The 23,450-nt window shown below is 71.9% G+C and carries 23 protein-coding genes and 1 pseudogene; 21 read left to right on the top strand and 3 right to left on the bottom strand.

Features of this window, described 5'->3' with window-relative positions:
• Nucleotides 1-50 precede the first annotated feature (50 nt).
• From ACFO0B_RS14650 to ACFO0B_RS14630, 5 genes are all read left to right on the top strand, one after another.
• Nucleotides 51-1,028, top strand: a complete 978-nt coding sequence (locus ACFO0B_RS14650) for an ROK family protein (RefSeq protein WP_378612975.1) — start codon at nt 51-53, stop codon at nt 1,026-1,028.
• Nucleotides 1,025-1,762 carry a phosphoglyceromutase gene (locus ACFO0B_RS14645; RefSeq protein ID WP_378612974.1) on the top strand — a complete coding sequence of 246 codons (738 nt, stop codon included), beginning with the start codon at nt 1,025-1,027 and terminating at the stop codon, nt 1,760-1,762. Before ACFO0B_RS14650 ends, ACFO0B_RS14645 begins: the two co-directional genes overlap by 4 nt.
• Nucleotides 1,763-1,869: 107 nt before the next feature.
• On the top strand, nt 1,870-2,136 hold the full coding sequence (locus ACFO0B_RS14640; RefSeq protein ID WP_378612973.1) for a CocE/NonD family hydrolase C-terminal non-catalytic domain-containing protein: 267 nt from the start codon (nt 1,870-1,872) through the stop codon (nt 2,134-2,136).
• 94 nt (nt 2,137-2,230) lie between these two features.
• Entirely contained in the window at nt 2,231-3,460 is a 1,230-nt protein-coding gene (locus ACFO0B_RS14635; protein ID WP_378612972.1) for a sensor histidine kinase, read from the top strand.
• Between the two features lie 64 nt (nt 3,461-3,524).
• Nucleotides 3,525-4,214: a response regulator transcription factor gene (locus ACFO0B_RS14630; RefSeq protein WP_233020729.1), complete on the top strand. Its 690-nt coding sequence runs from the start codon at nt 3,525-3,527 to the stop codon at nt 4,212-4,214.
• Between the two features lie 245 nt (nt 4,215-4,459).
• Here ACFO0B_RS14630 and ACFO0B_RS14625 read toward each other — a convergent pair whose 3' ends face one another.
• Both ACFO0B_RS14625 and ACFO0B_RS14620 read right to left on the bottom strand, forming a co-directional pair.
• Complete coding sequence (locus tag ACFO0B_RS14625; RefSeq protein ID WP_378612971.1) at nt 4,460-4,825, bottom strand: hypothetical protein; 366 nt, start codon at nt 4,823-4,825, stop codon at nt 4,460-4,462.
• 53 nt (nt 4,826-4,878) lie between these two features.
• Nucleotides 4,879-5,688 carry a hypothetical protein gene (locus tag ACFO0B_RS14620; protein WP_378613805.1) on the bottom strand — a complete coding sequence of 270 codons (810 nt, stop codon included), beginning with the start codon at nt 5,686-5,688 and terminating at the stop codon, nt 4,879-4,881.
• Between the two features lie 120 nt (nt 5,689-5,808).
• Between ACFO0B_RS14620 and ACFO0B_RS14615 the strand changes: the two genes are divergently transcribed.
• From ACFO0B_RS14615 to ACFO0B_RS14575, 9 genes and pseudogenes are all read left to right on the top strand, one after another.
• Nucleotides 5,809-6,837, top strand: a complete 1,029-nt coding sequence (locus tag ACFO0B_RS14615) for a Ppx/GppA phosphatase family protein (RefSeq protein ID WP_378612970.1) — start codon at nt 5,809-5,811, stop codon at nt 6,835-6,837.
• A gap of 2,042 nt (nt 6,838-8,879) precedes the next feature.
• Nucleotides 8,880-9,134 (top strand): annotated as a pseudogene (locus ACFO0B_RS14610) (hypothetical protein); the annotation flags it as partial.
• 13 nt (nt 9,135-9,147) lie between these two features.
• Nucleotides 9,148-10,014, top strand: a complete 867-nt coding sequence (locus ACFO0B_RS14605) for a sugar phosphate isomerase/epimerase family protein (protein WP_378612969.1) — start codon at nt 9,148-9,150, stop codon at nt 10,012-10,014.
• A 95-nt stretch (nt 10,015-10,109) separates the two neighbouring features.
• Nucleotides 10,110-10,997 (top strand): thioesterase family protein, encoded by an 888-nt coding sequence (locus ACFO0B_RS14600; protein ID WP_378612968.1) that lies wholly within the window; start codon nt 10,110-10,112, stop codon nt 10,995-10,997.
• Between the two features lie 30 nt (nt 10,998-11,027).
• Nucleotides 11,028-11,846 carry a pyrroline-5-carboxylate reductase gene (proC, locus tag ACFO0B_RS14595; protein ID WP_378612967.1) on the top strand — a complete coding sequence of 273 codons (819 nt, stop codon included), beginning with the start codon at nt 11,028-11,030 and terminating at the stop codon, nt 11,844-11,846.
• 145 nt (nt 11,847-11,991) lie between these two features.
• Nucleotides 11,992-12,288 (top strand): helix-turn-helix domain-containing protein, encoded by a 297-nt coding sequence (locus tag ACFO0B_RS14590; RefSeq protein WP_378613804.1) that lies wholly within the window; start codon nt 11,992-11,994, stop codon nt 12,286-12,288.
• 159 nt (nt 12,289-12,447) lie between these two features.
• Nucleotides 12,448-12,549: a 30S ribosomal protein bS22 gene (locus tag ACFO0B_RS14585; RefSeq protein WP_003402602.1), complete on the top strand. Its 102-nt coding sequence runs from the start codon at nt 12,448-12,450 to the stop codon at nt 12,547-12,549.
• A 283-nt stretch (nt 12,550-12,832) separates the two neighbouring features.
• A complete protein-coding gene (locus tag ACFO0B_RS14580) occupies nt 12,833-13,906 on the top strand; it encodes an NAD-dependent epimerase/dehydratase family protein (RefSeq protein WP_378612966.1) in 1,074 nt (357 codons plus the stop codon).
• Complete coding sequence (locus ACFO0B_RS14575; protein ID WP_378612965.1) at nt 13,903-14,928, top strand: lysophospholipid acyltransferase family protein; 1,026 nt, start codon at nt 13,903-13,905, stop codon at nt 14,926-14,928. Before ACFO0B_RS14580 ends, ACFO0B_RS14575 begins: the two co-directional genes overlap by 4 nt.
• A gap of 24 nt (nt 14,929-14,952) precedes the next feature.
• On the opposite strand, the gene ACFO0B_RS14570 is transcribed toward ACFO0B_RS14575, so the two are convergent.
• Complete coding sequence (locus tag ACFO0B_RS14570; RefSeq protein ID WP_378612964.1) at nt 14,953-15,960, bottom strand: HAD family hydrolase; 1,008 nt, start codon at nt 15,958-15,960, stop codon at nt 14,953-14,955.
• Between the two features lie 133 nt (nt 15,961-16,093).
• On the opposite strand from ACFO0B_RS14570, the gene ACFO0B_RS14565 reads away from it, so the two are divergent.
• From ACFO0B_RS14565 to ACFO0B_RS14535, 7 genes are all read left to right on the top strand, one after another.
• On the top strand, nt 16,094-16,354 hold the full coding sequence (locus ACFO0B_RS14565; RefSeq protein ID WP_378613803.1) for a glutaredoxin family protein: 261 nt from the start codon (nt 16,094-16,096) through the stop codon (nt 16,352-16,354).
• A gap of 271 nt (nt 16,355-16,625) precedes the next feature.
• Entirely contained in the window at nt 16,626-17,489 is an 864-nt protein-coding gene (locus tag ACFO0B_RS14560; RefSeq protein ID WP_378612963.1) for a redox-sensing transcriptional repressor Rex, read from the top strand.
• On the top strand, nt 17,486-18,883 hold the full coding sequence (locus ACFO0B_RS14555) for a glutamyl-tRNA reductase (protein WP_378612962.1): 1,398 nt from the start codon (nt 17,486-17,488) through the stop codon (nt 18,881-18,883). The genes ACFO0B_RS14560 and ACFO0B_RS14555 overlap by 4 nt, the downstream gene beginning before the upstream one ends.
• Complete coding sequence (hemC, locus tag ACFO0B_RS14550) at nt 18,883-19,965, top strand: hydroxymethylbilane synthase (RefSeq protein ID WP_378612961.1); 1,083 nt, start codon at nt 18,883-18,885, stop codon at nt 19,963-19,965. The genes ACFO0B_RS14555 and hemC overlap by 1 nt, the downstream gene beginning before the upstream one ends.
• Complete coding sequence (locus ACFO0B_RS14545) at nt 19,962-21,524, top strand: bifunctional uroporphyrinogen-III C-methyltransferase/uroporphyrinogen-III synthase (RefSeq protein WP_378612960.1); 1,563 nt, start codon at nt 19,962-19,964, stop codon at nt 21,522-21,524. Before hemC ends, ACFO0B_RS14545 begins: the two co-directional genes overlap by 4 nt.
• 31 nt (nt 21,525-21,555) lie before the next feature.
• Nucleotides 21,556-22,533, top strand: coding sequence for a porphobilinogen synthase (gene hemB / locus ACFO0B_RS14540; RefSeq protein WP_378612959.1), 978 nt, complete (start codon nt 21,556-21,558; stop codon nt 22,531-22,533).
• A gap of 14 nt (nt 22,534-22,547) precedes the next feature.
• Nucleotides 22,548-23,195, top strand: coding sequence for a hypothetical protein (locus tag ACFO0B_RS14535; RefSeq protein WP_378612958.1), 648 nt, complete (start codon nt 22,548-22,550; stop codon nt 23,193-23,195).
• Nucleotides 23,196-23,450 lie beyond the last annotated feature (255 nt).

Genomic DNA, 23,450 nt, shown 5'->3' with positions numbered 1-23,450 from the left:
CGGTCCGGGGACAATCACCCGGTGAGGCAGTCTTCTGCGCGGTGCCCGCGATGACGCGGATCGCGCTCGACATCGGTGCGACCAAGTTCGCCGCGGCCCGGGTGCGCGCGGCCGCGGATACGGATTCCCCCCGGCCTGCGGCGGCCGGGGCGGCGCCGCCGGGCGCGGAGTTCGGGCTCGGCGCCGTGCATCGCGCCGACGTCCCCGCGAGCGGTGTCTGGGAGGTCTGCCGCGAACTCCTGCTCGGGGTCGCGGGCGGCGAGCCGGTCGAGGTGATCGGCATCGGCGCCGCGGGCCCGGTCGACGTCACCGCGGGTGTGACCGGCCCGCTCAATATCCCGGAGTGGCGCTCCGGCTTCCCGATCGTGGATTCGGTGCGCGCGCTCTTCCCCGGCGCCACCGTGCGCTTCGCCATCGACGGCGCCTGCCTCGCCCTCGCTGAACAGCGCGCGGGTGCGCTGCGCGGGGTGCCGGACGCGCTCGCCATGACCGTCTCCTCCGGGATCGGCGGCGGCATCCTGGCCGGCGGCCGGGTGCTGGCCGGGCGCACCGGGAACGCGGGGCACGTCGGGCACATCGTCGTCCCCGGCGAGGAGGTGCCGTGCGGCTGCGGTGGCTTCGGCTGCGTGGAGGCGGTGGCGAGCGGGCTGTCGTCGGTGCGCTGGGCCAGGTCGCGGGGGTGGCGCGGCAGCAACGGCGCCGAGCTGGCTGCCGCCGCCGCCGCGGGCAACTCCACCGCGCAGGCCGCCCTCGAACGGGCGGGTACCGCGCTCGGCCGGGCCGTCTCCTCGGCCGCCGCCACCCTCGACATCGACGTGGTGGTGATCGGCGGCGGCTTCGCGGCCTCCGGCGAGCCGCTCTGGAAACCGCTGCGCGCCGCCGTCACCAGGCACGCCAGGCTCGGCTTCCTGCGCCCGCTGCGGGTGCTGCACTCCGAGATCACCGCGGGCGCCACCCTCGCCGGCGCGGCGGTGCTCGCCGCCGGGCCGGGAGCGGACGCCGGTGACGTGCCAGAATGGCCCGCATGACGTACACCCTCGTGCTGCTGCGCCACGGCGAGAGCGAATGGAACGCCCTGAACCTGTTCACCGGCTGGGTGGACGTGCACCTCACCGACAAGGGTGTCGCCGAGGGCAAGCGGGCGGGCAGGCTGCTCGCCGAGCACGGGATCCTGCCCGACGTCGTCTACACCTCGCTGCTGCGCCGCGCGATCAGCACCGCGAACATCGCGCTGGACGCCGCCGACCGGCACTGGATCCCGGTCGTCCGGGACTGGCGGCTGAACGAGCGGCACTACGGCGACCTGCAGGGCAAGAACAAGGCCCAGGTCCGCGACCAGTACGGCGAGGACCAGTTCATGCTCTGGCGGCGCAGCTACGACACCCCGCCGCCGCCGATCGACGCGGCCAACGAGTACAGCCAGGAGGGTGACGCGCGCTACGCGGGCATCGACGTGCCGAAGACCGAGTGCCTGCTCGACGTCGTCGAGCGCTTCCTGCCGTACTGGGAGTCGACCATCGCGCCGGAGCTGGTGGCGGGGAAGACCGTGCTGGTCGCCGCGCACGGCAACTCGCTGCGCGCGCTGGTCAAGCACCTGGACGGGATCTCCGACGAGGACATCGCCGGGCTGAACATCCCCACCGGCATCCCGCTCCGCTACGAGCTGGACGAGAATCTGAAGCCGGTGCGCCCCGCCGAGTACCTCGATCCGGAGGCCGCCGCCGCGGGCGCCGCCGCGGTCGCGAACCAGGGCGGCAAATAGCCCTGAGGTAGCCCGAAGCCCGGTTCCCCGCGGGGGAGCCGGGCTTCGCCCTTTCGCCCTGCGGTTGCCGGAGCCCTTCCGGGCAGGACGCGGTCGACGGCAACTGGGTGGTCACCCTCGACGATGTCGCCCCGGACGCCGTTCCCGGCGAGCCGGCCGCGCTGGACATCGCGCTGCCCGCCACCGAGGCGGTGCTGCGGCCGGGGCACCGGCTGCGGGTCGACGGCTACGCGGGCAACGTCGGCGAGGGTTTGCCGATGCTGGTCGACACCGGGCCGCTGCCGCAGCACGTGCAGCTCGATCCGACTCGCCCGAGCTTCGTGAGCATCCCGCTGAAGGGTGAACCCCGCTGGGGATGGCCAACATTGCGTTAACTCCCGGCCAACAGGGTTGGAAGTGGCTGTGACCTGCGGGAAACTTCGTGTACCGAGCATCGGCTGAACCGTCGGCGACCGTACGATTCTGAGTGTGAGCGTTCCCCAGGCCGTCCTGCTGGCTGTCCTCGCAGCCGTTGTCGGGCTGGCGGTCGGCGGGCTGGTCATCCCCTATGTGAACGCCAGGCAGGCCGAGAAGCGGCAGGCCGAGGCGGGGCTGACGACCTCCCAGGTGCTGGACCTCATCGTGCTCGCCTCGGAGAGCGGAATCGCGGTGGTGGACGAGTACCGCGATGTCGTCCTGGTGAATCCTCGCGCCGAGGAACTCGGGCTGGTGCGCAACCGGTTGCTGGACGAGCGCGCGTGGGCCGCCGTCGAGAAGGTCCTGGAGAGCACCGAGCCCGCCGAGTTCGACCTCACGGCCAAGAACCCGTTGCCCGGCCGGAGCCGGATCGCGGTGCGCGGCGTCGCCAGGCCGCTCTCCAGAGAGAACAACTTCACCGTCCTCTTCGCCGACGACGACTCCGAGCAGGCCCGGATGGAGGCCACCCGGCGCGACTTCGTCGCCAACGTCAGCCACGAGCTCAAGACCCCGGTCGGCGCCATGAGCCTGCTGGCCGAGGCGCTGCTGGAGTCGGTCGACGACCCGGAGGCGGTGCGGCACTTCGGCAGGCGGGTGCTGGCCGAGTCGAGCAGGCTGGGCAAGATGGTCACCGAGCTGATCGCGCTCTCCCGGCTGCAGGGGGCCGAGAAGCTGCCGGAGCTGGAGGTGGTCGACGTGGACACCGTGGTGAACTCCGCGGTCGACCGCTCGCGCACCGCCGCCGAGGCGGCCGGGATCACCGTGAGCACCGACCGGCCCAGCGGGCTCGAGGTCCTCGGCGACGAGACGCTGCTGGTCACCGCGCTGTCGAACCTGGTCGAGAACGCCATCGCCTACTCGCCGACCGGCTCGCACGTCTCGGTCAGCCGATCGCTGCGCGGCGACCACGTGGCGATGGCCGTCACCGACCGCGGCATCGGTATCGCCAAGGAAGACCAGGAGCGCGTCTTCGAGCGCTTCTTCCGCTCGGACAAGGCGCGCTCCCGCGCCACCGGCGGGACCGGGCTCGGGCTGGCGATCGTCAAGCACGTCGCCGCCAACCACAACGGTGAGATCACGCTGTGGAGCAAGCTCGGGACCGGTTCCACGTTCACCCTGCGGATACCAGCCCACCTCGAGGCCGATGCCGACCAGCGTCCGGTGCTGCCGGGGGCGAGCAAGAAGGAAACGAGCCCGCGCCAGGCGCCGGGTCGAGTCAATGGTGTGGAGGCACGTCGATGACCGGTGTGTCGATCGTGGCGGAGGCCGAAGCGCCGGGCCGAGAAGATCGCGTGGAGGAACTCGCATGACCAGTGTGTTGATCGTCGAAGATGAGGAGTCGCTGGCCGACCCGCTCGCATTCCTGCTGCGCAAGGAGGGCTTCGAGGTCACCGTCGTCGGTGACGGCCCATCCGCGCTCGCCGAGTTCGACCGGGCCGGGGCCGACATCGTGCTGCTCGACCTGATGCTGCCCGGCATGAGCGGCACCGACGTCTGCAAGCAGCTGCGCACCCGCAGCGGGGTCCCGGTCATCATGGTGACCGCGCGGGACAGCGAGATCGACAAGGTGGTCGGGCTCGAGCTCGGCGCCGACGACTACGTCACCAAGCCGTACTCCGCCCGCGAGCTCATCGCCCGCATCCGCGCGGTCCTGCGCCGCGGCGCAGGCGACGATCTCGACGGCGGCACCGAGAGCGGTGTCCTCGAGGCCGGGCCGGTGCGCATGGACGTCGACCGGCACACCGTCCTGGTCAACGGAAAGCCCGTGACTCTCCCCCTCAAGGAGTTCGACCTCCTCGAGTACCTCCTCCGCAACTCCGGCCGCGTCCTCACCCGCGGGCAGCTCATCGACCGGGTGTGGGGCGCCGACTACGTCGGGGATACGAAGACGCTGGATGTCCACGTCAAGCGGTTGCGCTCGAAGATCGAGTCCGACCCGGCCAAGCCGGAGCACCTGGTCACCGTCCGCGGCCTGGGCTACAAACTCGAGGCATAAAAGCCCGAGGCTCCCACCCGTGCCCGCAGCCCGCCATCCGCCCGACCGGCACCCGACAACAACAGGGGCGCCCGCACCGAAGTGCAGACGCCCGGCCCAGATGCGGAGGGGCGAGTCTTACGAGCCCCGTTCGCGGCCGGCTCGCGTTCGAGCACTCGAAGCGCATGCGCCGCAGGCGCGAGTCTCGAGTGCTCGAACGCGAGCCTCAGAGGCCGCGAACACGCGCGCCGAAGGCGCGCCGAACATTACGGAAAGTAGACCCAGGCGGGGCCGATGGCGGGGAGGTCGATCTTCTGCAGGGTGATCCAGCCGAGATCGTCTTCCTGCAGGCATTCGTAGAGCGGAACCGTGGTCCCGTTGCCCTTGCACGCGATGGTGTGCGAGGTCCCGTACGGGCTGACGATGACGTTCTTGCCGTCCTGCGCGGCGCGTGCCGCCGCCGCGGGGTCGGTGCCGTTGACGAAGGTGTGGGTGTAGTCGCCGAACCTGGCGGGGTCGACGTCATCGGCGGACGCGGGGGCGGCGAGCGCGAGGCAGGCACCCGCTCCGATGGCCGCGGCCGCGACGGCCTTGCTGAAGCGAGCCTTTGTGAACAGGGTGTTTCCGAACATGGAAAACTAGTGAACCCTATCCAGGTGAAGTTCGCATGTCCTGGCGGTGACGCCTATTCCACGGGATCCGGCAAACGCCCGGCGTGCACCGTTGCCGGGTGGATTGCGATCAGGCCGAGTCCTTCGCGCCTGCGGCAGTGCCCGGCCAGCTCGGCGTAGGCCGCGGCGCCGAGCAGCTCGGTCAGCTCGGGGCCGTAGGACTGCCAGACGGGGCGCGCGCCGACGTGCGCGTCGGGGGAGCCGGTGCAGTACCAGTCCAGGTCGAGCCCGCCCGGACCCCAGCCGCGGCGGTCGTACTCGGTGACCACCGTGCGCAGGATCTGCACCCCGTCCGGCCGGTCGACCCACTCCTGGGTGCGCCGGATGGGCAACTGCCAGCACACGTCCGGTTTGACCTCGAGCGGCTCGATGCCGCGACGGAGCGCCATGGTGTGCAGCGCGCAGCCGACGCCGCCGGCGAACCCGGGGCGATTCAGGAAGATGCAGGCGCCCTCGTAGCGCCTGGTGCGCAGCGCGGGCTCGTCTTCGAGCTCGTCCTGCTCCAGGTACCGCTTCCTGGTGATCTTGCCGTTCTCGTCCGTCGCCTCCGGCATGAGCTGCCAGTCCTGCGGCGTGAGCAGCTTCACGGCGCGCTGCAGCCGCTTGCGGTCGTCGTCGTCGGCGAGGAAGGCGCCGTGCGAGCAGCAGCCGTCGTCGGGGCGGTCTTCGAGGATGCCCTGACAGGCGGGGGTGCCGAAGACGCAGGTCCAGCGGGAGAGTAGCCAGGTGAGATCGGCCACTATCAGGTGCTCGTCGTTAGCTGGGTCCTGGAACTCGATCCATTCGCGCGGGAAGTCCAGCTCGACCTCGGGCGCGGGATCCAGTTTCCGCCCAGCTGGGGGCGGGGCCGGTTCGCTCGCGGATGCGCTTGCCGTCACGATGCCAGACGCTAACAGCACCGCCGCGGCACTCGCGGGCCGGACGGTACCGGTACCCTTTTCGGAGTGCGGCTCGGAGTGCTCGACGTCGGAAGCAACACCGTCCACCTGCTCGTGGTGGACGCGCATCGTGGTGGGCATCCCATGCCGATGAGTTCGACCAAGGCGGCGCTGCGGCTCTCCGAGAACATGGACGACGACGGCTGCATCACCGAGGCGGGCGCGCGCAGGCTGATCGACACCGTCGGCGAGTTCGCCAGCATCGCGGAGACCTCGCGCTGCGTGATGCTCATGCCGTTCGCCACCTCGGCGCTGCGCGAGGCGGGGAACTCCGACGAGGTGCTCGACCGGGTGCGCGCCGAGACCGGGGTGCACCTCCAGGTGCTCACCGGCGTCGACGAGGCCAGGCTGACCTTCCTCGCGGTGCGCCGCTGGTACGGCTGGAGCGCAGGCCGGATCATCAACCTCGACATCGGCGGTGGCTCGCTGGAGATGTCCACCGGCTCCGACGAGGCGCCGGACGCCGCGATCTCGCTGCAACTCGGCGCGGGCCGGCTCACCAGGGACTGGCTACACGAGGATCCGCCCGGCAAGCGCCGGATCGCGGTGCTGCGCGACTGGCTCGACGCCGAACTCGTCGCGCCCGCAAAGCAACTGCTCGAACCCGGCAAATCGGACCTGGCGGTGGGTACCTCGAAGACCTTCCGCTCGCTCGCGCGATTGACCGGAGCGGCACCGTCCGGCGCGGGGCCGCGGGTGCGCCGTACACTCACGAGTTCGGGCCTGCGTCAGCTGATCGCGTTCATCTCCCGGATGACGGCGGCGGACCGGGCGGAATTGGAAGGCGTGAGTTCGGACCGGTCGCAGCAACTCGTGGCCGGCGCGCTGGTCGCGGAGGCGAGTATGCGAGCACTGTCGCTGGATACGCTCGAGATCTGCCCCTGGGCGCTGCGTGAAGGTCTGATCCTGCGCAAACTGGATACTGATATGAATGGCGGACCGGTCGACGCACTGCTGTCCGGAGGCGAGGTCGTCGAGGCCGCGAACTCCGGCGCAGCGGAGTCGGCGGGTCCGATCGAAACGGTGCCGTCATGAGTGAGGACCCCAAACAGCTTTCGGTCGCCGAACTGCTGGCCCGCAACGGCCAGGGTGGTTCGTCGGCCGCGTCGAGTGGCAGGCGCAGGCGCGCGGGCCGCGGGATCTCGGTCGCCGATCTGACCGGCGATCAACCCGCGGTGACGCCCGGCGGCTCGTCGCACGCGGCGCCGGACGCGGAGCCGCCGCCGGAGCCGCCGCCGACGGGTGGCTTCGATCTCGCCGCCTACGGGCTGACCCCGTACGGCCAGGACGCCGGAACCCCCTCCGCGCCCGCCCGTTCCGCCTACGGGCCGCCGGAAACCGCCGCGGCGCCCGCGTATCCGCCGCCGGGCCCGGCCTCGGACCTGCCGAGCTACTCGCCGGTCTCCGGCCCCATCGCCTACTACGACCCGCTCGCAGGCGGGCCCGCCGCACCGGAGCAGGGGCGGCGGCGGCGGGTCAGGGACGAGGACGAGCAGCCCTCGTTCCCGATGCCGGAGACCGGTTCCGGGCGGCGCAGGCGCAGGCGTGCGGACGAGGACGAGCCGGAAGCGGCCGCCCCGCGGCCGAACGGCATCGGGATCGACACCTCGGAGAGCCCGCGGCTGAGCCGGGCCGAGCGCAGGCGCGCCGCAGAGGCGGCGGAAGCGGCTCAGGTCGAACAGGAGTCGGAGTCGGCGCGCGTCGAGAAGGCGATGGCGGCGGAGGCCGCGCGGGCCGAGACGGAGCGGGCGGCCGAGGAGGCGGTCCGGGCGGCCAGGGAGAACGCGCGCGGCGGGAGTGCCCGTGGGAGCGACCCGGCGCCGCATGCCGGGCGGCCGAGCGAGGTCACCAGGATCACCCCGTTCGCCGGCGGGCGGCGCGGCCGCGATGCCGACCCGGGTCGCGGTGAATTCGGCCAGGGGCAGCCCGATCCGGACGCCGGTGGCCCCTTCGGGCCCCGCACGGATTTCGGCCGCAACGGTGCGCCCCCGAACGAGCGCCCCTTCGGCGCGCCGGGCCGGCTCGGCGCCCCCGACCCCGGCCCCGGCCGCAACGGCGCCAACGGTTTCGGTGGTGCCCCCGATGCCGACCGCAATGGTTTCGGCGCCCCCAAGGGTTTCGGCCCTGCTCCCGACCTCGGCCGCAACGGCGGCAACGCCTTCGGCGGCCCGAGCGGCGCACCCGAACCCCGCAACGGTGCCCCGCCGTTCTCCGGCCCGGGTGGCGCTCCGGAGTCCCGCAACGGTGCCCCGCCGTTCTCCGGCCCGAACGGTGCACCCGAGTCCCGCAACGGTGCCCCGCCGTTCTCCGGCCCGAACGGTGCACCCGAGCCCCGCAACGGTGCCCCGCCGTTCCCCGGCCCGAACGGCCCTGACCTCGGCGCGGCGCCGGGGCGGAACGGAGCCCCCGGCTTCAACGGCCCCCCCGGCCCGAACGGTGGACCGGATCTCGACGGCCGCAACGGTGCGGGCCCGTACGGCCCCGAACCGCAGGGCCCCGACGAGGAATCCCCCTCCACCGCAGCGTGGTCCCTGCGCGACGACCCCGAATCCGGCCCGGTCCCGCGCACCCCGCCGCCCGCGGGCGGCCTCCCGGCCTGGTCGGCCCGCCGACGCCGGCCCGCACCACCGGCGCCCGGCCCCGAGCTCGAGGGCCCGCCGCAACCGTCCTGGCCCCCGCCGCAGGAGCAGCCGCTGATCTCCGGCCAGACCGTCGCGGGCGACCTGCTCCGCAACGGCGAGCGAGAGCGCCGCGACTTCGACGACGAGTACGACGACTACGACCCCGAGTTCGAGAACGATCGGTTCGAGACGGGGGAGTACGACGACTACGAGGCCGGCGAGTACCGCCCCGACTTCGACGACGACTACGAATCCGCCGAGTTCGAAGCACCGGGCCGGGGCAAGCGCGGCAAGGGCAAGCGGGACAAGAAGCCGAAGGTCGCGCTGCTCGGCGGCGTTGCCGCCGGGTTCGGCGGCCTGAGCCGCTCGCTCAAGGACAAGCTCCCCCACCGCGGCGCGGGCGCGGAGCAGCCCGCGAGCAGCCGCTCCCACCTCTCCGAGCAGGAGCTCAACCGCCGCCAGTGGATGATCCTCGGCGGCCAGAGCGCCGCCGCCGCGGTCGCGGGCATGCTGCTGTTCAAGGGCTTCGAGCGGATGTGGGAGATGCTGCCCTGGGTGGCGCTCGCGCTCGCCATGATCGTCATCCTCGGCCTGGTCGCCCTGGTCCGCGTGCTGCGCCGCACCGACGACATCCTGAGCACCGTGATCGCCGTCGTGGTCGGCACCTTCGTGACGCTCGGCCCGCTGGCGTTCCTGCTCAGTACCGGCTGATGGGTTCGCAGGCATGACGAACATCCAGATCGGGCTCTCCACCGCCTCGGTGTACCCGGAGAACACCGAGGCGGCCTTCCGGTATGCGGCCGAGATCGGCTACGACGGGGTCGAGCTCATGGTCTGGGCCGAGCCTGCCAGCCAGAACCTCGCCACCGTGCGCAGCTATGTCCGGCGCTACGACATGCCGGTGCTCGCGGTGCACGCCCCGTGCCTGCTGATCTCGCAGCGGGTCTGGGGCGCCGACCCGGTGGCCAAGCTGGACCGCAGCGTGCGCACGGCCGAGGAACTCGGCGCGGAGACCGTCGTCGTGCACCCGCCGTTCCGCTGGCAGCGCCGCTACGCCGATGGCTTCGCGGAGCAGGTGGCCGAGCTGGAGGAGCGGAGCCGGGTGATCGTCGCGGTGGAGAACATGTTCCCGATGCGCGCCGACACCCTGTTCGGCCGCGGCGAGCGCGCGGTGCGGCGGCTGGAGCGGCGCGGCGGCCCCGGACGCGGACTGACCGCCTTCAGCCCCTCCTACGACCCCACCGACGTCGGTTTCCGCAACTACACCCTCGACCTCTCGCACACCGCCACCGCGGGCACCGACGCGCTGGCGCTGGCCGAGCGGATGGGCTCCGGGCTCGCGCACCTGCACCTGGCCGACGGGCGGGGCGCGGCGCACGACGAGCACCTGGTGCCCGGCGACGGCACCCAGCCCTGCGCCGAGCTGTGTGATCGCCTGCTGCAGAGCGGTTTCCGCGGCCACGTCGTCGCCGAGATCAATACCCAGACCGCGAAGACCGCGCAGGAGCGGGCGGTCATGCTGCGCCGCACGCTCACCTTCGCGCGGGCGCACTGCGGCGGCCGCCCGGTGGCGGGCGCCAACCAGAACTGAGGGCGACCGCCCACCATCCGGACGTCCCGTCGGGGGCCTGGTTTACGCTGTACGAACGTCGCGCCCGCCCCGGCCGCGGCGGGACAGGAGTGACGATGTCGCAGTCGACCGCCGATCTCGATCGGTCCACCGCCACCGACGCCCCGTTCAGCCGGGTCTGCGCGGTCACCGAGATCCCCGCCGAGGCGGCGGGCGCCGGGCGCTACCTCGGCGCGATCGAGCCGATCTGGACCATCGGTGCGAAGGTGCACGGCGGCACCATGGTCGCGGGCAGCGCCGCCGCCGCCACCCGCTGGCTGCACACCGTCGAGCCGGAGCTCACCGCGATGGCCCCGATCGCCGCCAGCTCCGACTTCCTCGGCGCGCCGGACGCGGGCCAGGTCGAGTACGCCGTGCGCATCCGCAAGGTGGGCAGGCAGATCTGCCTGGTCGACGCGGAGCTGGTGCAGGGCGACCGGACCAGGGTCCGCACCACCTTCACCTTCGGCGCGCTGGACGACGCCGAGCCGATCTACGCGCCGCAGCACGGCGACATGCCCGCCGAGCCGACGGCCGACGCCGTCGGCTACGAGCCGGGCTCGCCCATGGGCAAGATCGTGAACGTGGCCAGGGGCGCCGACGTCTTCATGGACCGCACCTGGGCCCGCTTCCTCGACGGCGATCACACCGCCGAGCCGCGGCTGCGGCTCTGGATGCGCCCGCGCGCAGGCGATGCGAACGACCCCGCGGTGGCGGCGTACTTCGCCATGATGGCCGCCGACATGAGCCCGCCGGTGGCGATGAACCGCGGCCACTTCGGCTGGGCGCCGACCGTGCAGATGACCACCTACCTGCGCAGGCGTCCGGCACCGGGCTGGCTGCGGATCATCGCGACGACGCACGAGATCGGCGGCCGCATGTTCGACGAGGATCAGCTGGTCCTGGACAGCACCGGGGCGGTGGTGGCGCAGAGCAGGCAGCTCGCGTTGATCCCGCAGCGGTAGCCCGCGCCGGTAAGGCTAGCCTTGGGGCCCATGACGAGAATCGCGGTGATCGGCGGGGGCCGGATCGGGGAGGCGCTGGTCGCCGGGCTGCTCGAATCCGGGCGGGTGGCGAAGGATCTGGTGGTCGTCGAGACGCACCAGGATCGGGCCGAATTGATCGCCGAGCGATTCGGGGTCCGGGTCACCGGCTCGATCGAGGACGCATCGGTCGGCGCCGACGTGCTGGTGATCGCGGTCAAGCCGAACGATGTCGACGGGGTGCTCACCGCGCTCGGCAAGGCCATGCTCGGCGGCGATGGTGACCAGATAGTGGTATCCCTGGCGGCGGGCGTCCCGACCGCGCGGCTGGAGGCCAAGCTGCCCGCCGGTTCGCCGGTGGTCCGGGTCATGCCGAACACCCCCATGCTGGTCGGCCAGGGTATGAGCGCGCTCGCACCCGGCCGGCACGCGAAGGCCGAGGATCTGGCGCTGGTCACCGGGTTGCTCGGCGCGGTCGGCAAGGTGGTGACCGTGGCCGAGGCACAGATGGATGCCGTCACCGCGGTTTCCGGCTCCGGCCCCGCCTACTTCTTCCTCGTCGTCGAGGCCATGGTGGACGCGGGCGTGAGCCTCGGCCTGACCCGCGATGTCGCGACCACCCTCGTCGTGCAGACCATGCTGGGTGCCGCCGCGTTGCTGGAGGGTTCCGAGCAGAGCGCCGTCGACCTGCGCGCCGCGGTCACCTCACCGGCCGGGACCACCGCCGCCGCCCTTCGCGAACTCGAGCGATCCGGCGTACGCTCGGCTTTTCTGGAAGCGCTGCACGCCGCAGCGCGACGCTCGGCGGAACAGGGGTCGTCGGCGGAGTGACCGGGCGGTTCACGCTGGGGAAACCCGATTTCTCACTCCCGTCGCAGCAACACCACTGGTCCCGCTAAGCTTCAAGGAGCACGTGCGTGTCTGTTCCGCCGGTGGGGAAGCCGGCGGCGCGGACGTGCCGGAGGTCGATGGTGCGATGATGTCTGCGAACAAGATGTCTGCGAACAACGGAACCGGCGGGCCGGGCTCGCCGTCGAACCGCGGTGGAACACGACCACCTGGCGGCCCCGTACCGGGGCAATCGGTATTCGCCGGTGGAACGCAATTCCTCACGGTCGCCGAGGTCGCGGAGTTGATGCGGGTCTCCAAGATGACGGTGTACCGGCTGGTCCACTCGGGAGAGCTGCCCGCGGTGCGGGTGGGTCGGTCGTTCCGGGTGCACGCCAAGGCGGTGCACGAATACCTGGAGACCTCCTACTTCGACGCCGGATAGGCGGATTCGGAGTGGCTCCGGTGTCCCGGTAGGATGAACAGTCGGTTCGTGTTCGCCCGCCGGTGGCACCGCTTCGGTGTGTCCGGAGACCGGCGGGGCGAGCGAAACAGTGTCAGCCGCGCCACGAGCGCCGAGTAGAGGAAACGCGAGGACGACCCTATGGGTTCAGTGATCAAGAAGCGTCGCAAGCGCATGTCGAAGAAGAAGCACCGGAAGCTGCTTCGCCGCACGCGGGTGCAGCGGCGCAAACTCGGCAAGTAGCCCCTCGCGTCGTGCGTGGAGCTCGTCACCGATCGCGGTGGCGGGCTTTTCGTATTCTTTCCACGCGATATTGTTGCGCGCTCAACACCCGCATCGATCTCCGCCGTAACCGGGTTATTTCGAGCGAGCGGTCGGGTTTATCCCCGGTATCCGCGCGCCATGTATCCGGTGACTGAAGTCATCGTTAGAACCTGGTTAATACTGTCGGCGTCGTAGTGCACAGCCGCTACGCTGGAACGCGGAACATATGCCTGGGGGGCCGATCAGGCGGGATCCGGTGCGAATGGGTTCAGACACGAAGGACGGCCACCAGCCCACGGTGGTGATGGTGACCGGTGCGAGTCGGTTCTTCGGCGGTGACGTCGTCGCCAGGCTCGCCCGCGACCCCGCGATCGAGCGGGTGCTCGCGGTCGATTCCGTGATGCCGAGCGCGGAACTCCGCCGCCGCATGGGCCGGGCCGAATTCGTGCGTGCCGATATTCGAAATCCGTTGATCCGCAAGGTGGTCGACGGAAATGCGGTCGACACCCTCATCCATACCGCGGTGCTCACCCATCCGCCGGCGGGCGGGGGCCGCGCGGTCATGAAGGATCTCAATGTGCTCGGCGCGATGCAATTGTTCGCCGTGTGTCAGAAAGCGCCGACCATGCGCCGCGTCGCGGTGCGCTCGTCATCGGCGGTGTACGGCGGCAGTGCCAAGGACCCGGCGAAGTTCACCGAGGAGATGGGTGCCCGCAGGCCGCCGAGCGGCGCCTTCGCCAGGGACATGATCGAGGTCGAGGGCTTCGTCCGCGGGCTGGCCAGGCGCAGGCCGGACATCGCCATCGCCACCCTGCGGCTCGCCCCGATCGTCGGGCCCCGGCTCGCCGCGCGCGGTATCGAATACCTCCGGTCGCCGGTGACGCCGACCGTCTTCGGCCGGGACGCCAGAATGCAGCTGCTGCACGAGGAGGACGCGGTCGCCGCGCTCGTGCACGCCGCGCACACCGTCGCCAGCGGCACCTTCAACGTGGCGGGCGACGGCGCGCTCACGCTCTCCCAGGTAGTGCGCCGGGCGGGCCGGATCCAGGTGCCGGTGCCGTTCTCGGTCTTCCGCACCGTCGGGCGCACGCTGATGGGCCGGGTCATGCGCGAATTCAGCGGTGAACAGCTCGACTACTTCCACTTCGGCTGCGGGCTGGACACCACTCGCATGCGCACCGAGCTCGGCTTCCAGCCGCGCTGGACCACGGTGCAGGCTTTCGACGACTTCATCGGGGGCGCAGCGTTGCGACCCGTCATCGACCTCAAATGGATCGATGCCGCAGAAAACAAACTGCTCGGCCTTGTCGGGGCCGGTACGGGAGCACAGAGATGAACGACGTAGCAAAGGTCATCCGGTTGCCGGAGGCCGCTGTCGACACCAGGCAGCGACCAACCTCGCGGCGCTGGCCGGACAGCGCGGGCCGGGCAACGGCCAGCTCGGTCACCTCGCTCACCGACCGACTACCCGCGGCCGAGCCGAAGCCACCGCAGTCGGTCTCCGGGCTGGTCCGCGGGCTGCTCGGCAGGGGGATCAACCGCACCGCGGAGTTCGCCAGGCGCAGGCTCTCCGGCGACTACCAGGTCGACGAGTTCGGCTTCGACGAGCACCTGCTGGAGTCGGTGCTGCTGCCCGCGCTCCGGCCGCTCGCCGAGCACTGGTTCCGGGTGCAGGTCAACGGCATGCAGCACGTGCCGGAGGTGGGTGGTGCGCTGCTGGTCGCCAACCACGCGGGGACCATTCCGATCGACGGGTTGATGCTGCAGCTCGCGGTGCACGACCACCACGCCAAGCAGCGGGCGCTGCGGTTGCTCGCGGCGGATCTGGTCTTCGAGACGCCGGTGCTCGGGACGCTCGCCCGGAAGGCGGGGCATACGCTGGCCTGCCCGCCGGACGCGGAGCGGCTGCTTCGCTCCGGTGAGCTCACCGGGGTGTTCCCGGAGGGGTTCAAGGGGGTCGGGAAGGACTACGCCGACCGGTACAAGTTGCAGCGGTTCGGGCGGGGTGGGTTCGTCGCCGCCGCGGTGCGGACCGGGGTGCCGATCATTCCGGTCTCGATCGTGGGGTCGGAGGAGATCTATCCGAAGCTCGCCGACATCAAGCCGCTGGCGCGGCTGCTCGGGCTGCCGTACTTCCCGGTGACTCCGACGTTCCCGCACCTCGGGCTGCTGGGGGCGGTGCCGTTGCCGAGTAAGTGGTACATCGAGTTCGGGGAGCCCATCGCCACGGCGGAGTACTCGCCGGAGGCCGCCGACGATCCGATGCTGATGTTCGAGGTGACGGATCAGGTTCGGGAGACCATCCAGCAGACCCTGTACCGGCAGCTGGCGAAGCGGCGGAACCCGGTACTCGGCTGAGTTCGACCCGGCATTCGCCCGAGGTCAGTGGTTCTTTCGGTGGGTTACCGCCGCGGCTACCGCGCCGCCGGCTGCGCCGAGGGCAAGGGCGGTGGGGACGCCGATCTTGGCTGCTTTGCGGCCGGTGCGGAAGTCGCGGATTTCCCAGCCTCGGTTTCGGGCCACCTCGCGGAGGTCGGAGTCCGGGTTGATGGCTACCGAGGTTCCTACCAGCGACAGCATGGGGACGTCGTTGTGGCTGTCGGAGTAGGCGGTGCAGCGCTTGAGGTTGAGGCCCTCGCGGATGGCGAGGGCCCGGACGGCGTGGGCTTTGCCGAGCCCGTGTAGCACGTCGCCTACCAGCCGGCCGGTGAATTTGCCGTCGACGCTCTCCGCGACGGTGCCGAGCGCGCCGGTGAGGCCGAGGCGCTTGGCGATCACCTGGGCCAGCTCCACCGGGGTGGCGGTGACGAGCCAGACCTGCTGGCCGGCGTCCAGGTGCATCTGGGCGAGCGCGCGGGTGCCCGGCCAGATCTTGTCGGCGATGATCTCGTCGTAGATCTCCTCGCCGAGCACGGCGAGTTCGGCGGTGGGGCGGCCGGCGATGAAGGCGAGCGCCTTCTCCCTCCCGGTCGCCATGTCGGTGCTGTTCTCCTTGCCGGTGACCCGGAACTTGACCTGTTTCCAGGCCACGTCCATCAGGTCCGAGGTCCTGAAGTACTTGCGCGCGGCGAGGCCGCGGGCGAAGTGCACGATGGAGGCGCCCTGCACCATGGTGTTGTCGACGTCGAAGAAGGCGGCCGCGGTCAGGTCGCGGGGGACCTCCGGCGTGCCGATGTCGATTCCCTCGGCCAGCTCCGACTCGTGCAGGGTGAGCGCGGCGTCGGCGCTCGCCTCGCCGGCCAGGTTCGCCCTGACCTCCTCCTCGCTCGGCCCGAACGGGCTGCGCGAGATGCGCGCGATCTGATCCTGCAGCCCCTGGCCGATCGATCCCACGTTCCACCGCACCGGGAACTCGCCGAACCGGCCCGCGATGAAGCCGCCCCTAGCCATCCTCGATCGTTCCGGCACCGACTACCTCCGCCCGTTCGCGCGAACCACATCCCACACTAACCGGCGGAGCCGACGGATTCCCGCGACCCGGTGCGCCGGATCGGCCGTGCCGCGCAGTGTTTTGATGATGACCATGAGCGGACCCTCTCGTTCGGTGACTTTGCTGACACGTACCGGCTGCGGGCTGTGTGCTACAGCACTCGAACAACTGCGCGCAATCTGTGCCGACTTCGGGCTGACCCCGGAAACCGTCGATGTCGACGAGGCGGCGGCCACCGACCCGGAACTGCGCGCGGAGTACGGAGATCGCCTGCCTGTGGTGCTGCTCGACGGCCGCGAGCACTCCTACTTCGACGTCGACGAGCCGCGGTTGCGCGCCGATCTCGGCCGCTGACTCCCTCCCGGTTCGCCGTGGTTTCGCTCGCCGGCGGTTTGCCGGGGCAAAATGAGGCCCGGTTCACCGACTTTGTGCAGGCGTTCACAAGCGGTTACGGTGGTGGCAGCACCCCGCACGCCGAGCCGCGCTGCCGCGCGCCGAAGCCCCGGGCGCACCCCGCCACCATCTCGAATCGACCCGCCTCCCGACCGCACAGCACCGGGAGCCGCAGCCCCCGGGTCGAGCGACGCAAGCCGGACCGCCGGGCCGGAACGAGGAGCCGACGAACGTGACAGAGCAGCACGAGACGCCCGGTGGCGTCTCCGGTGGGGCTCTGCGCGGGCCCGACGGCTCGAGACCGGGCGACGGCAGGAAAGACATTCCGCAGGCGACGGTCGCCCGGTTGGCGACCTATCTCCGCGTTCTCGCCGGGATCGCCGACGAGGGTGTTGCCATCGTATCGAGTGAGGAACTGGCTGTCGCGGCGGGTGTCAATTCCGCGAAGCTGCGCAAGGATCTCTCCTTCCTCGGCCCGAACGGCGTCCGCGGCGTCGGCTACGACGTGGTCAAGCTGCGCGCCAGGATCGAGGATGTGCTCGGGCTCGCCCAGGGCCACCGGGTGGTCCTGGTCGGGGCGGGCAATCTCGGCCGCGCCCTGGTCGGCTACGGCGGGTTCCGCCGCCGCGGCTTCAGCGTGGTCGGGATCTTCGACAGCGACCCGCGGCTGGTCGGCGCCGAGGTCGCCGGGCTCGCCGTCGCCGACGTCGCGCAGCTCACCGACCAGGTCGGCGCGCTGGCCCCGACCATCGCGGTGATCGCGGTGCCGGACGCCGCGGCCCAGCAGGTCTGCGACCGGCTGGTCGCGGCCGGGCTGCGCTCCATCCTCAGCTTCGCGCCCTGTGAGCTGCACGCCCCGGAGACGGTGCAGATCCGCCGGGTCGACCTCGCGGTCGAGCTGCAGATGCTCTCCTTCGAGACGGCCCGCGACGCGCCGCCGCCCGAGGTCGCGCACGCCGTCTCCGGACGGATCGCGCGCCGGGCGCCCGGTGCCCGCGGTGGCGGAGCCGCCAATCGAGTCGGCGGCCGCAGTCGATCGAATTCATCCCATTCGGCAACGGAGCCAAGCAGCAAGGGATCGGTGGTAACACCATGAGCGTTCTTCTCGTCGGTATCTCGCACCGCAGTGCGCCGGTGGCGGTGCTGGAGAAGGTGGCCGTCACCGACACCGACCGCCCCAAGCTGGTCGACCGGCTGCTCGCCTCCAGCCACGTCGCCGAGGCGATGATCCTCTCCACCTGCAACCGGGTCGAGGTCTACGCGGTCGTCGACGCCTTCCACGGCGGCCTCGCCGAGGTCGGCGAGCTGCTGACCAGGCACTCCGGGCTGGCGATGACCGAGCTCACCAAGCACGCCTACGTGCGCTACAGCGAGGCCGCCGCCGAGCACCTGTTCGCGGTGGCCAGCGGGCTGGACTCGATGGTGGTCGGCGAGCAGCAGGTGCTCGGCCAGATCCGCGGCGCCTACGCCTCCGCCGACGCCCAGCAGGCCGTCGGGCGGACCCTGCACGAGCTGGCGCAGCACGCGCTGCGGGTCGGCAAGCGGGTGCACTCGGAGACCGGCATCGACCGGGCCGGTGCCTCCGTCGTCTCGGTCGCGCTCGACCGCGCGCAGGAGATCGTCGGCACGCTGGCCGCCCGCACCGCGGTGGTGGTCGGCGCGGGCGCCATGGGCGGCCTCGCGGTCGCGCACCTGGCCCGGGCGGGGATCGAGCGGATCGTGGTGGTGAACCGGACGCTGGGCCGGGCGCAGCGGCTCGCCGAGATCGCCCGCGGTTACGGCGTCGCGGCCGAAGGGCTCGAGTTCTCCCGGCTGCCGGAGGCCATGGCCGCGGCGGATGTCGTGGTGACCTGCACCGGTGCCGTCGGCGCTGTGGTGACGCTGGCCGACGTGCACCGCGCGCTGGCCGGGCGCGCATCCGCCGAGCGGCCGCTGGTCTTCTGCGACCTCGGGCTGCCGCGCGATGTCGAGCACGCCGTCGCCGGGCTGCCCGGCGTCTCGGTGATCGACATCGAGACGCTGCAGCACGACCCGGCCGCGGGCGCGGCCGCCGACGACACCACCGCCGCGCGCGGCATCGTCGCCGACGAGCTGGCCAAGTACCTGGCCGGGCAGCGGATGGCCGAGGTGACGCCGACCGTCGCGGCGCTGCGCCAGCGCGCCGCCGAGGTGGTCGAGGCGGAGCTGCTGCGGCTGGACTCGCGGCTGCCCGGCCTGGCGCACCCGGAGCGCGACGAGGTCGCGCGCACGGTGCGCCGGGTGGTGGACAAGCTGCTGCACGCGCCGACGGTGCGGGTCAAGCAGCTGGCGTCGACGCCGGGCGGCGACAGCTACGCCGAGGCGCTGCGCGAATTGTTCGAACTCAAACCGGGAGCGGCTCAGGCCGTCGCGGCGCCCATGGAGGTGACCGCGCTCGGCGGGGAGGTTCCCGCCGGTCTCGCCGACGACTTCACCGCGGGCCACCGCGGCGACGAACAGGGGCTTTCCTGATGACCATGGTGCACGAAGAGGGCGATGTGAGCGGCGTCGGCGCCCGCGCGCCGTGGCGCATCGGGACGCGGGGAAGCCTGCTCGCGCTGACCCAGGCGGGCACGGTGCGGGACGCGCTGGTCGCGGCCGGGCAGCCGGCCGAGCTGGTGGTGGTCAAGACCGCCGGTGATCTCTCCCAGGCGCCGGTGCAGGAGATCGGCGTCGGGGTCTTCACCACCGCGCTGCGCGACGAGCTCGCCGCCGGCGCGGTGGATATCGCGGTGCACTCCTACAAGGACCTGCCCACCGCGCAGGACCCGCGCTTCGTGATCGCCGCGGTACCGCCGCGCGCCGACCCGAGGGACGCGCTGGTCGCGCGGGACGGCCTCGTCCTCGGCGAGCTGCCCGCAGGCTCCCGGATCGGGACATCCGCGCCGCGGCGCGCGGCTCAGCTGCTCGCGCTCGGGCTCGGGCTGGAGATCGTTCCGCTGCGCGGCAACCTGGACACCAGGCTGCGCAAGGTCACCGATGGTGAGCTGGACGCGGTCGTCGTCGCCAGGGCCGGGCTGGTCCGGATCGAGCGGACCGACGCCGTCACCGAGGCGCTGGAGCCGGTGCAGATGCTGCCCGCGCCCGCCCAGGGCGCGCTCGCGATCGAGTGCCGGGTCGACGACACGGAGCTGATCGAGATCCTGCGCGGTCTCGACGACGCCGCATCGCACGCCGCGGTCGTCGCCGAGCGCGGCCTGCTCGCCGAGCTGGAGGCGGGCTGCACCGCGCCGGTCGGGGCACTGGCCGAGGTCGTCGAGTCGCTCGACGACGACGGCCGCATCGTCGATGAGCTCTCGCTGCGCGGGTGCGCCGCCGCGATCGACGGCTCGGACGTGGTCCGCGCCTCGATCGTCGGCGCGCCGGAGCGCGCGGAGGAGCTCGGCAGAGCGCTCGCCAGGGAACTGCTCGACCTGGGCGCACGCGAACTGCTCGGGGCCGCCGGAGCGGCGCGCCCGGAGATCGCCGCGGGGGACGGCGACCCCACCCCGCGGACGGCGCCGCCGTCCGCCGCTGACGCCACCCACCCCAGTCCGATGGAGAACACCCGATGAGCCGATCCCATAAGAAGCAACCCGGGCGCATCCTGTTCGTCGGCTCCGGCCCCGGTGATCCGGCGCTGCTCACCGTGCGCGCCAGGGAGGTCATCGGCCGGGCCACGCTCGCCTTCACCGACCCCGACGTGGACCGGGGCGTGCTCGCGCTCATCGGCTCCGCGGTGGCGGAGAGCGAGGACGGCGAGCGCGCGGTCGACGTGCGGCCGGCGCTCGGCGAGCCCGCCGAGGTCGCCAAGACGCTGATCGCCGAGGCCAAGGCCGGTAGCGACGTGGTCCGCGTGGTCGCGGGCGACCCGCTGACCACCGACTCGGTGATCGCCGAGGTCACCGCCGTCACCCGCTCGCACATCGCCTTCGAGGTGCTGCCCGGGCTGCCGAACGGCTCCGCGGTGCCCAGCTACGCGGGCATCGCGCTCGGCTCCGGGCACACCGAGGCCGACGTGCGCGGCGAGGTCGACTGGGCGGCGCTGGCCGCCGCACCCGGCCCGCTGGTGCTGCACGCCACCTCCGGCCACCTGGCCGAGACCGCGAGCGCGCTGGTCGAACACGGCATGGCCCCGCAGACCCCGGTCGCGGTGACCGTGCGCGGCACCACCCGCCAGCAGCGCACCATCGAGGCCACGCTGGCCACGCTGAACAGCGCCGCCTCCGAGCTGGTCGGCCCGCTGGTGCTGACCATCGGCAAGGTGGTCTCCAGCCGCAGCAAGATGTCCTGGTGGGAGTCGCGCGCGCTGTACGGCTGGACCGTGCTCGTGCCGCGCACCAAGGATCAGGCCGCCGAGATGAGTGAGCGGCTGGTCACGCACGGCGCCATCCCGGCCGAGGTGCCGACCATCGCGGTCGAGCCGCCGCGCAGCCCGGCGCAGATGGAGCGCGCGGTCAAGGGGCTGGTCGACGGCCGCTACCAGTGGGTGGTCTTCACCTCCACCAACGCGGTGCGCGCGGTGTGGGAGAAGTTCGCCGAGTTCGGGCTGGACGCCCGCGCCTTCTCCGGCGTCAAGATCGCCTGCGTGGGCGAGGCCACCGCGGACCGGGTGCGCGCCTTCGGCATCAACCCGGAGCTGGTGCCGAGCGGGGAGCAGTCCTCCGAGGGGCTGCTCGCCGACTTCCCGCCCTACGACGACGTCTTCGACCCGGTGAACCGGGTGCTGCTCCCGCGCGCCGACATCGCCACCGAGACCCTCGCCGAGGGGCTGCGCGACCGTGGCTGGGAGATCGACGACGTCACCGCCTACCGCACCGTGCGGGCATCCCCGCCGCCGGCGGAGACCCGCGAGATGATCAAGACCGGCGGCTTCGACGCGGTGCTCTTCACCTCGTCCTCCACCGTGCGGAACCTGGTCGGCATCGCGGGCAAGCCGCACGCACGCACCATCGTCGCCTGCATCGGCCCGAAAACCGCGGAGACCGCGGTCGAGTTCGGGCTGCGGGTGGACGTGCAGCCCGAGGTGGCGCAGGTCGGCCCGCTGGTCGAGGCGCTGGCCGAGCACGCGGCCCGGCTGCGCGCCGAGGGGCTGCTCCCGCCGCCGCGCAAGAAGAGCCGCCGCAGCCGGTAGTGGCTGTTCCGGCAGGCGTAAGGTGCGAAACATGACCGGAATCGACCGCCCGCGGCGGTTGCGCCGTACCCCGGCCCTGCGCCGCCTCGTCGCCGAAACCACGCTGGAGCCACGGCATCTGGTGCTGCCGATGTTCGTCGCCGACGGGTTGACCGAGGCGAGGGAGATCAGCTCCATGCCCGGTGTGCACCAGCACTCGCTGGATTCGCTGCGCAAGGCGGCGGCTGAGGCGGTCGAGGCCGGGGTCGGTGGGCTCATGCTCTTCGGGGTGCCGCTGGCCGCGGACAAGGACGCGGTCGGCAGCAGGGCGAGCGATCCGGACGGCATTCTCAACCGCGGGCTGCGGGCGCTCGCCGCCGAGGTCGGCGACGCCACCGTGATCATGGCCGACACCTGCCTGGACGAGTTCACCGACCACGGCCACTGCGGTGTCGTCGCGCCGGACGGCGGCGTGGACAACGACGCGACGGTCGAGCGCTACGTCGAGATGGCGCTGGCCCAGGCCGAGGCCGGGGCCGATCTGCTCGGCACCAGCGGCATGATGGACGGGCAGGTCGGCGCGATCCGGGACGGGCTGGACGCGGCCGGGCACCTGGACACCGGGATCCTCGCCTACGCCGCCAAGTACGCATCGGCCTTCTACGGGCCGTTCCGCGAGGCGGTCGCCTCCTCGCTGCAGGGCGACCGGCGCACCTACCAGCAGGATCCGGCGAACCGGCGGGAGTCGCTGCGCGAGCTGGAGCTGGATCTGGCCGAGGGCGCCGACATCGTGATGGTCAAGCCGGCCATGTCCTACCTGGACATCCTGCGCGACGTCGCGGACCGCTCGACCGTGCCGGTCGCGGCGTACCAGATCTCCGGCGAGTACGCGATGATCACCGCCGCCGCCGAGCGCGGCTGGATCGACCGGCGCGGGTCGATCCTGGAGTCGCTGACCGGGATCCGCCGGGCGGGCGCCGACATCGTGCTCACCTACTGGGCGACCGAAGCGTCGCACTGGCTGCGGTAGCGGCACCGCTGGCGATGAACGATTCACCGATCTCCCCGCCCCGCGACGAGCGGTCGGCGGCGGCGGCCGAGCCGCGGCAGGCGAAGCCGCCGTCTCAGCCGGTCGAGCCGCCCCAGTGGGCGCCTGCGCCGCCGCCGTACGGCCCGTACCCCGGCCCGCCGCCGGTGCGGCCGGAGCCACCCCCGAAGCCGACCGATATCGGCACCGCGCAGCAATTGTGGCTGGCGGTCGTCGGTTTCGGGCTGCTCCAGGTGATCGCCTCGGTGATCGCGGGCGTGCAGCAGCGTGGCTCGCTGGCCGAACAGATGCGCGATGACCTGGAGCGCGCCGGGCAGCCGGCCACGCAGGCCATGGCCGAGCTGATGGTCACGCTCGGCCTCGCGCTCGCCGTGCTGATCGGCATCGTGCTGGCCGGGCTCGGTGTGCTCTTGGCGCACCTGCTCGGCAGGGGGAGGCTGTGGGCGCGCACCGTGCTCACCATCGCGGGGGTCTGGCTGGTGCTCATGGCAACGGGCACGCTCTTCGCGCTCGACGGTGTCTCAGGTGCTGCGGCGCTCGCGGCCGGCGCGGCAACCCTGGTGCAGGGCGTACTGGCAGCCGGTGCCATTTTTCTGGCGTACCGCCCGGACTCCACCGCCTACTTCCTGGTGAATCGCCGGTGAACCCCGCGCGAACCGGGAGCTGAGTTTGTCTCGGACACGCCTGCATGTATCGTGAGGGCTGTCACAGTGGACGTGAAGACCGTGAGTCGCCGGGCGAGGGGTGCTCACCAGCGGAGTTACCGCCGCGGTGAGATTCGGCCGGCCGGCTTCGGGAGATCGGAGGCAACGATGCGCGTGGTCATCCAACAGCCGCAGAGCATTCGTCGGGACCTGCTCGTGCTGAGTCTGCTGATCCTGTTCGGCGTACTGACGGTC

It is taken from the genome of Nocardia jiangsuensis (assembly GCF_042650385.1).
GTDB lineage: Bacteria > Actinomycetota > Actinomycetes > Mycobacteriales > Mycobacteriaceae > Nocardia > Nocardia jiangsuensis.
The sequence above is the reverse complement of the archived record's forward strand: the minus strand, read 5'-3'. Positions and strand labels throughout refer to the sequence as shown.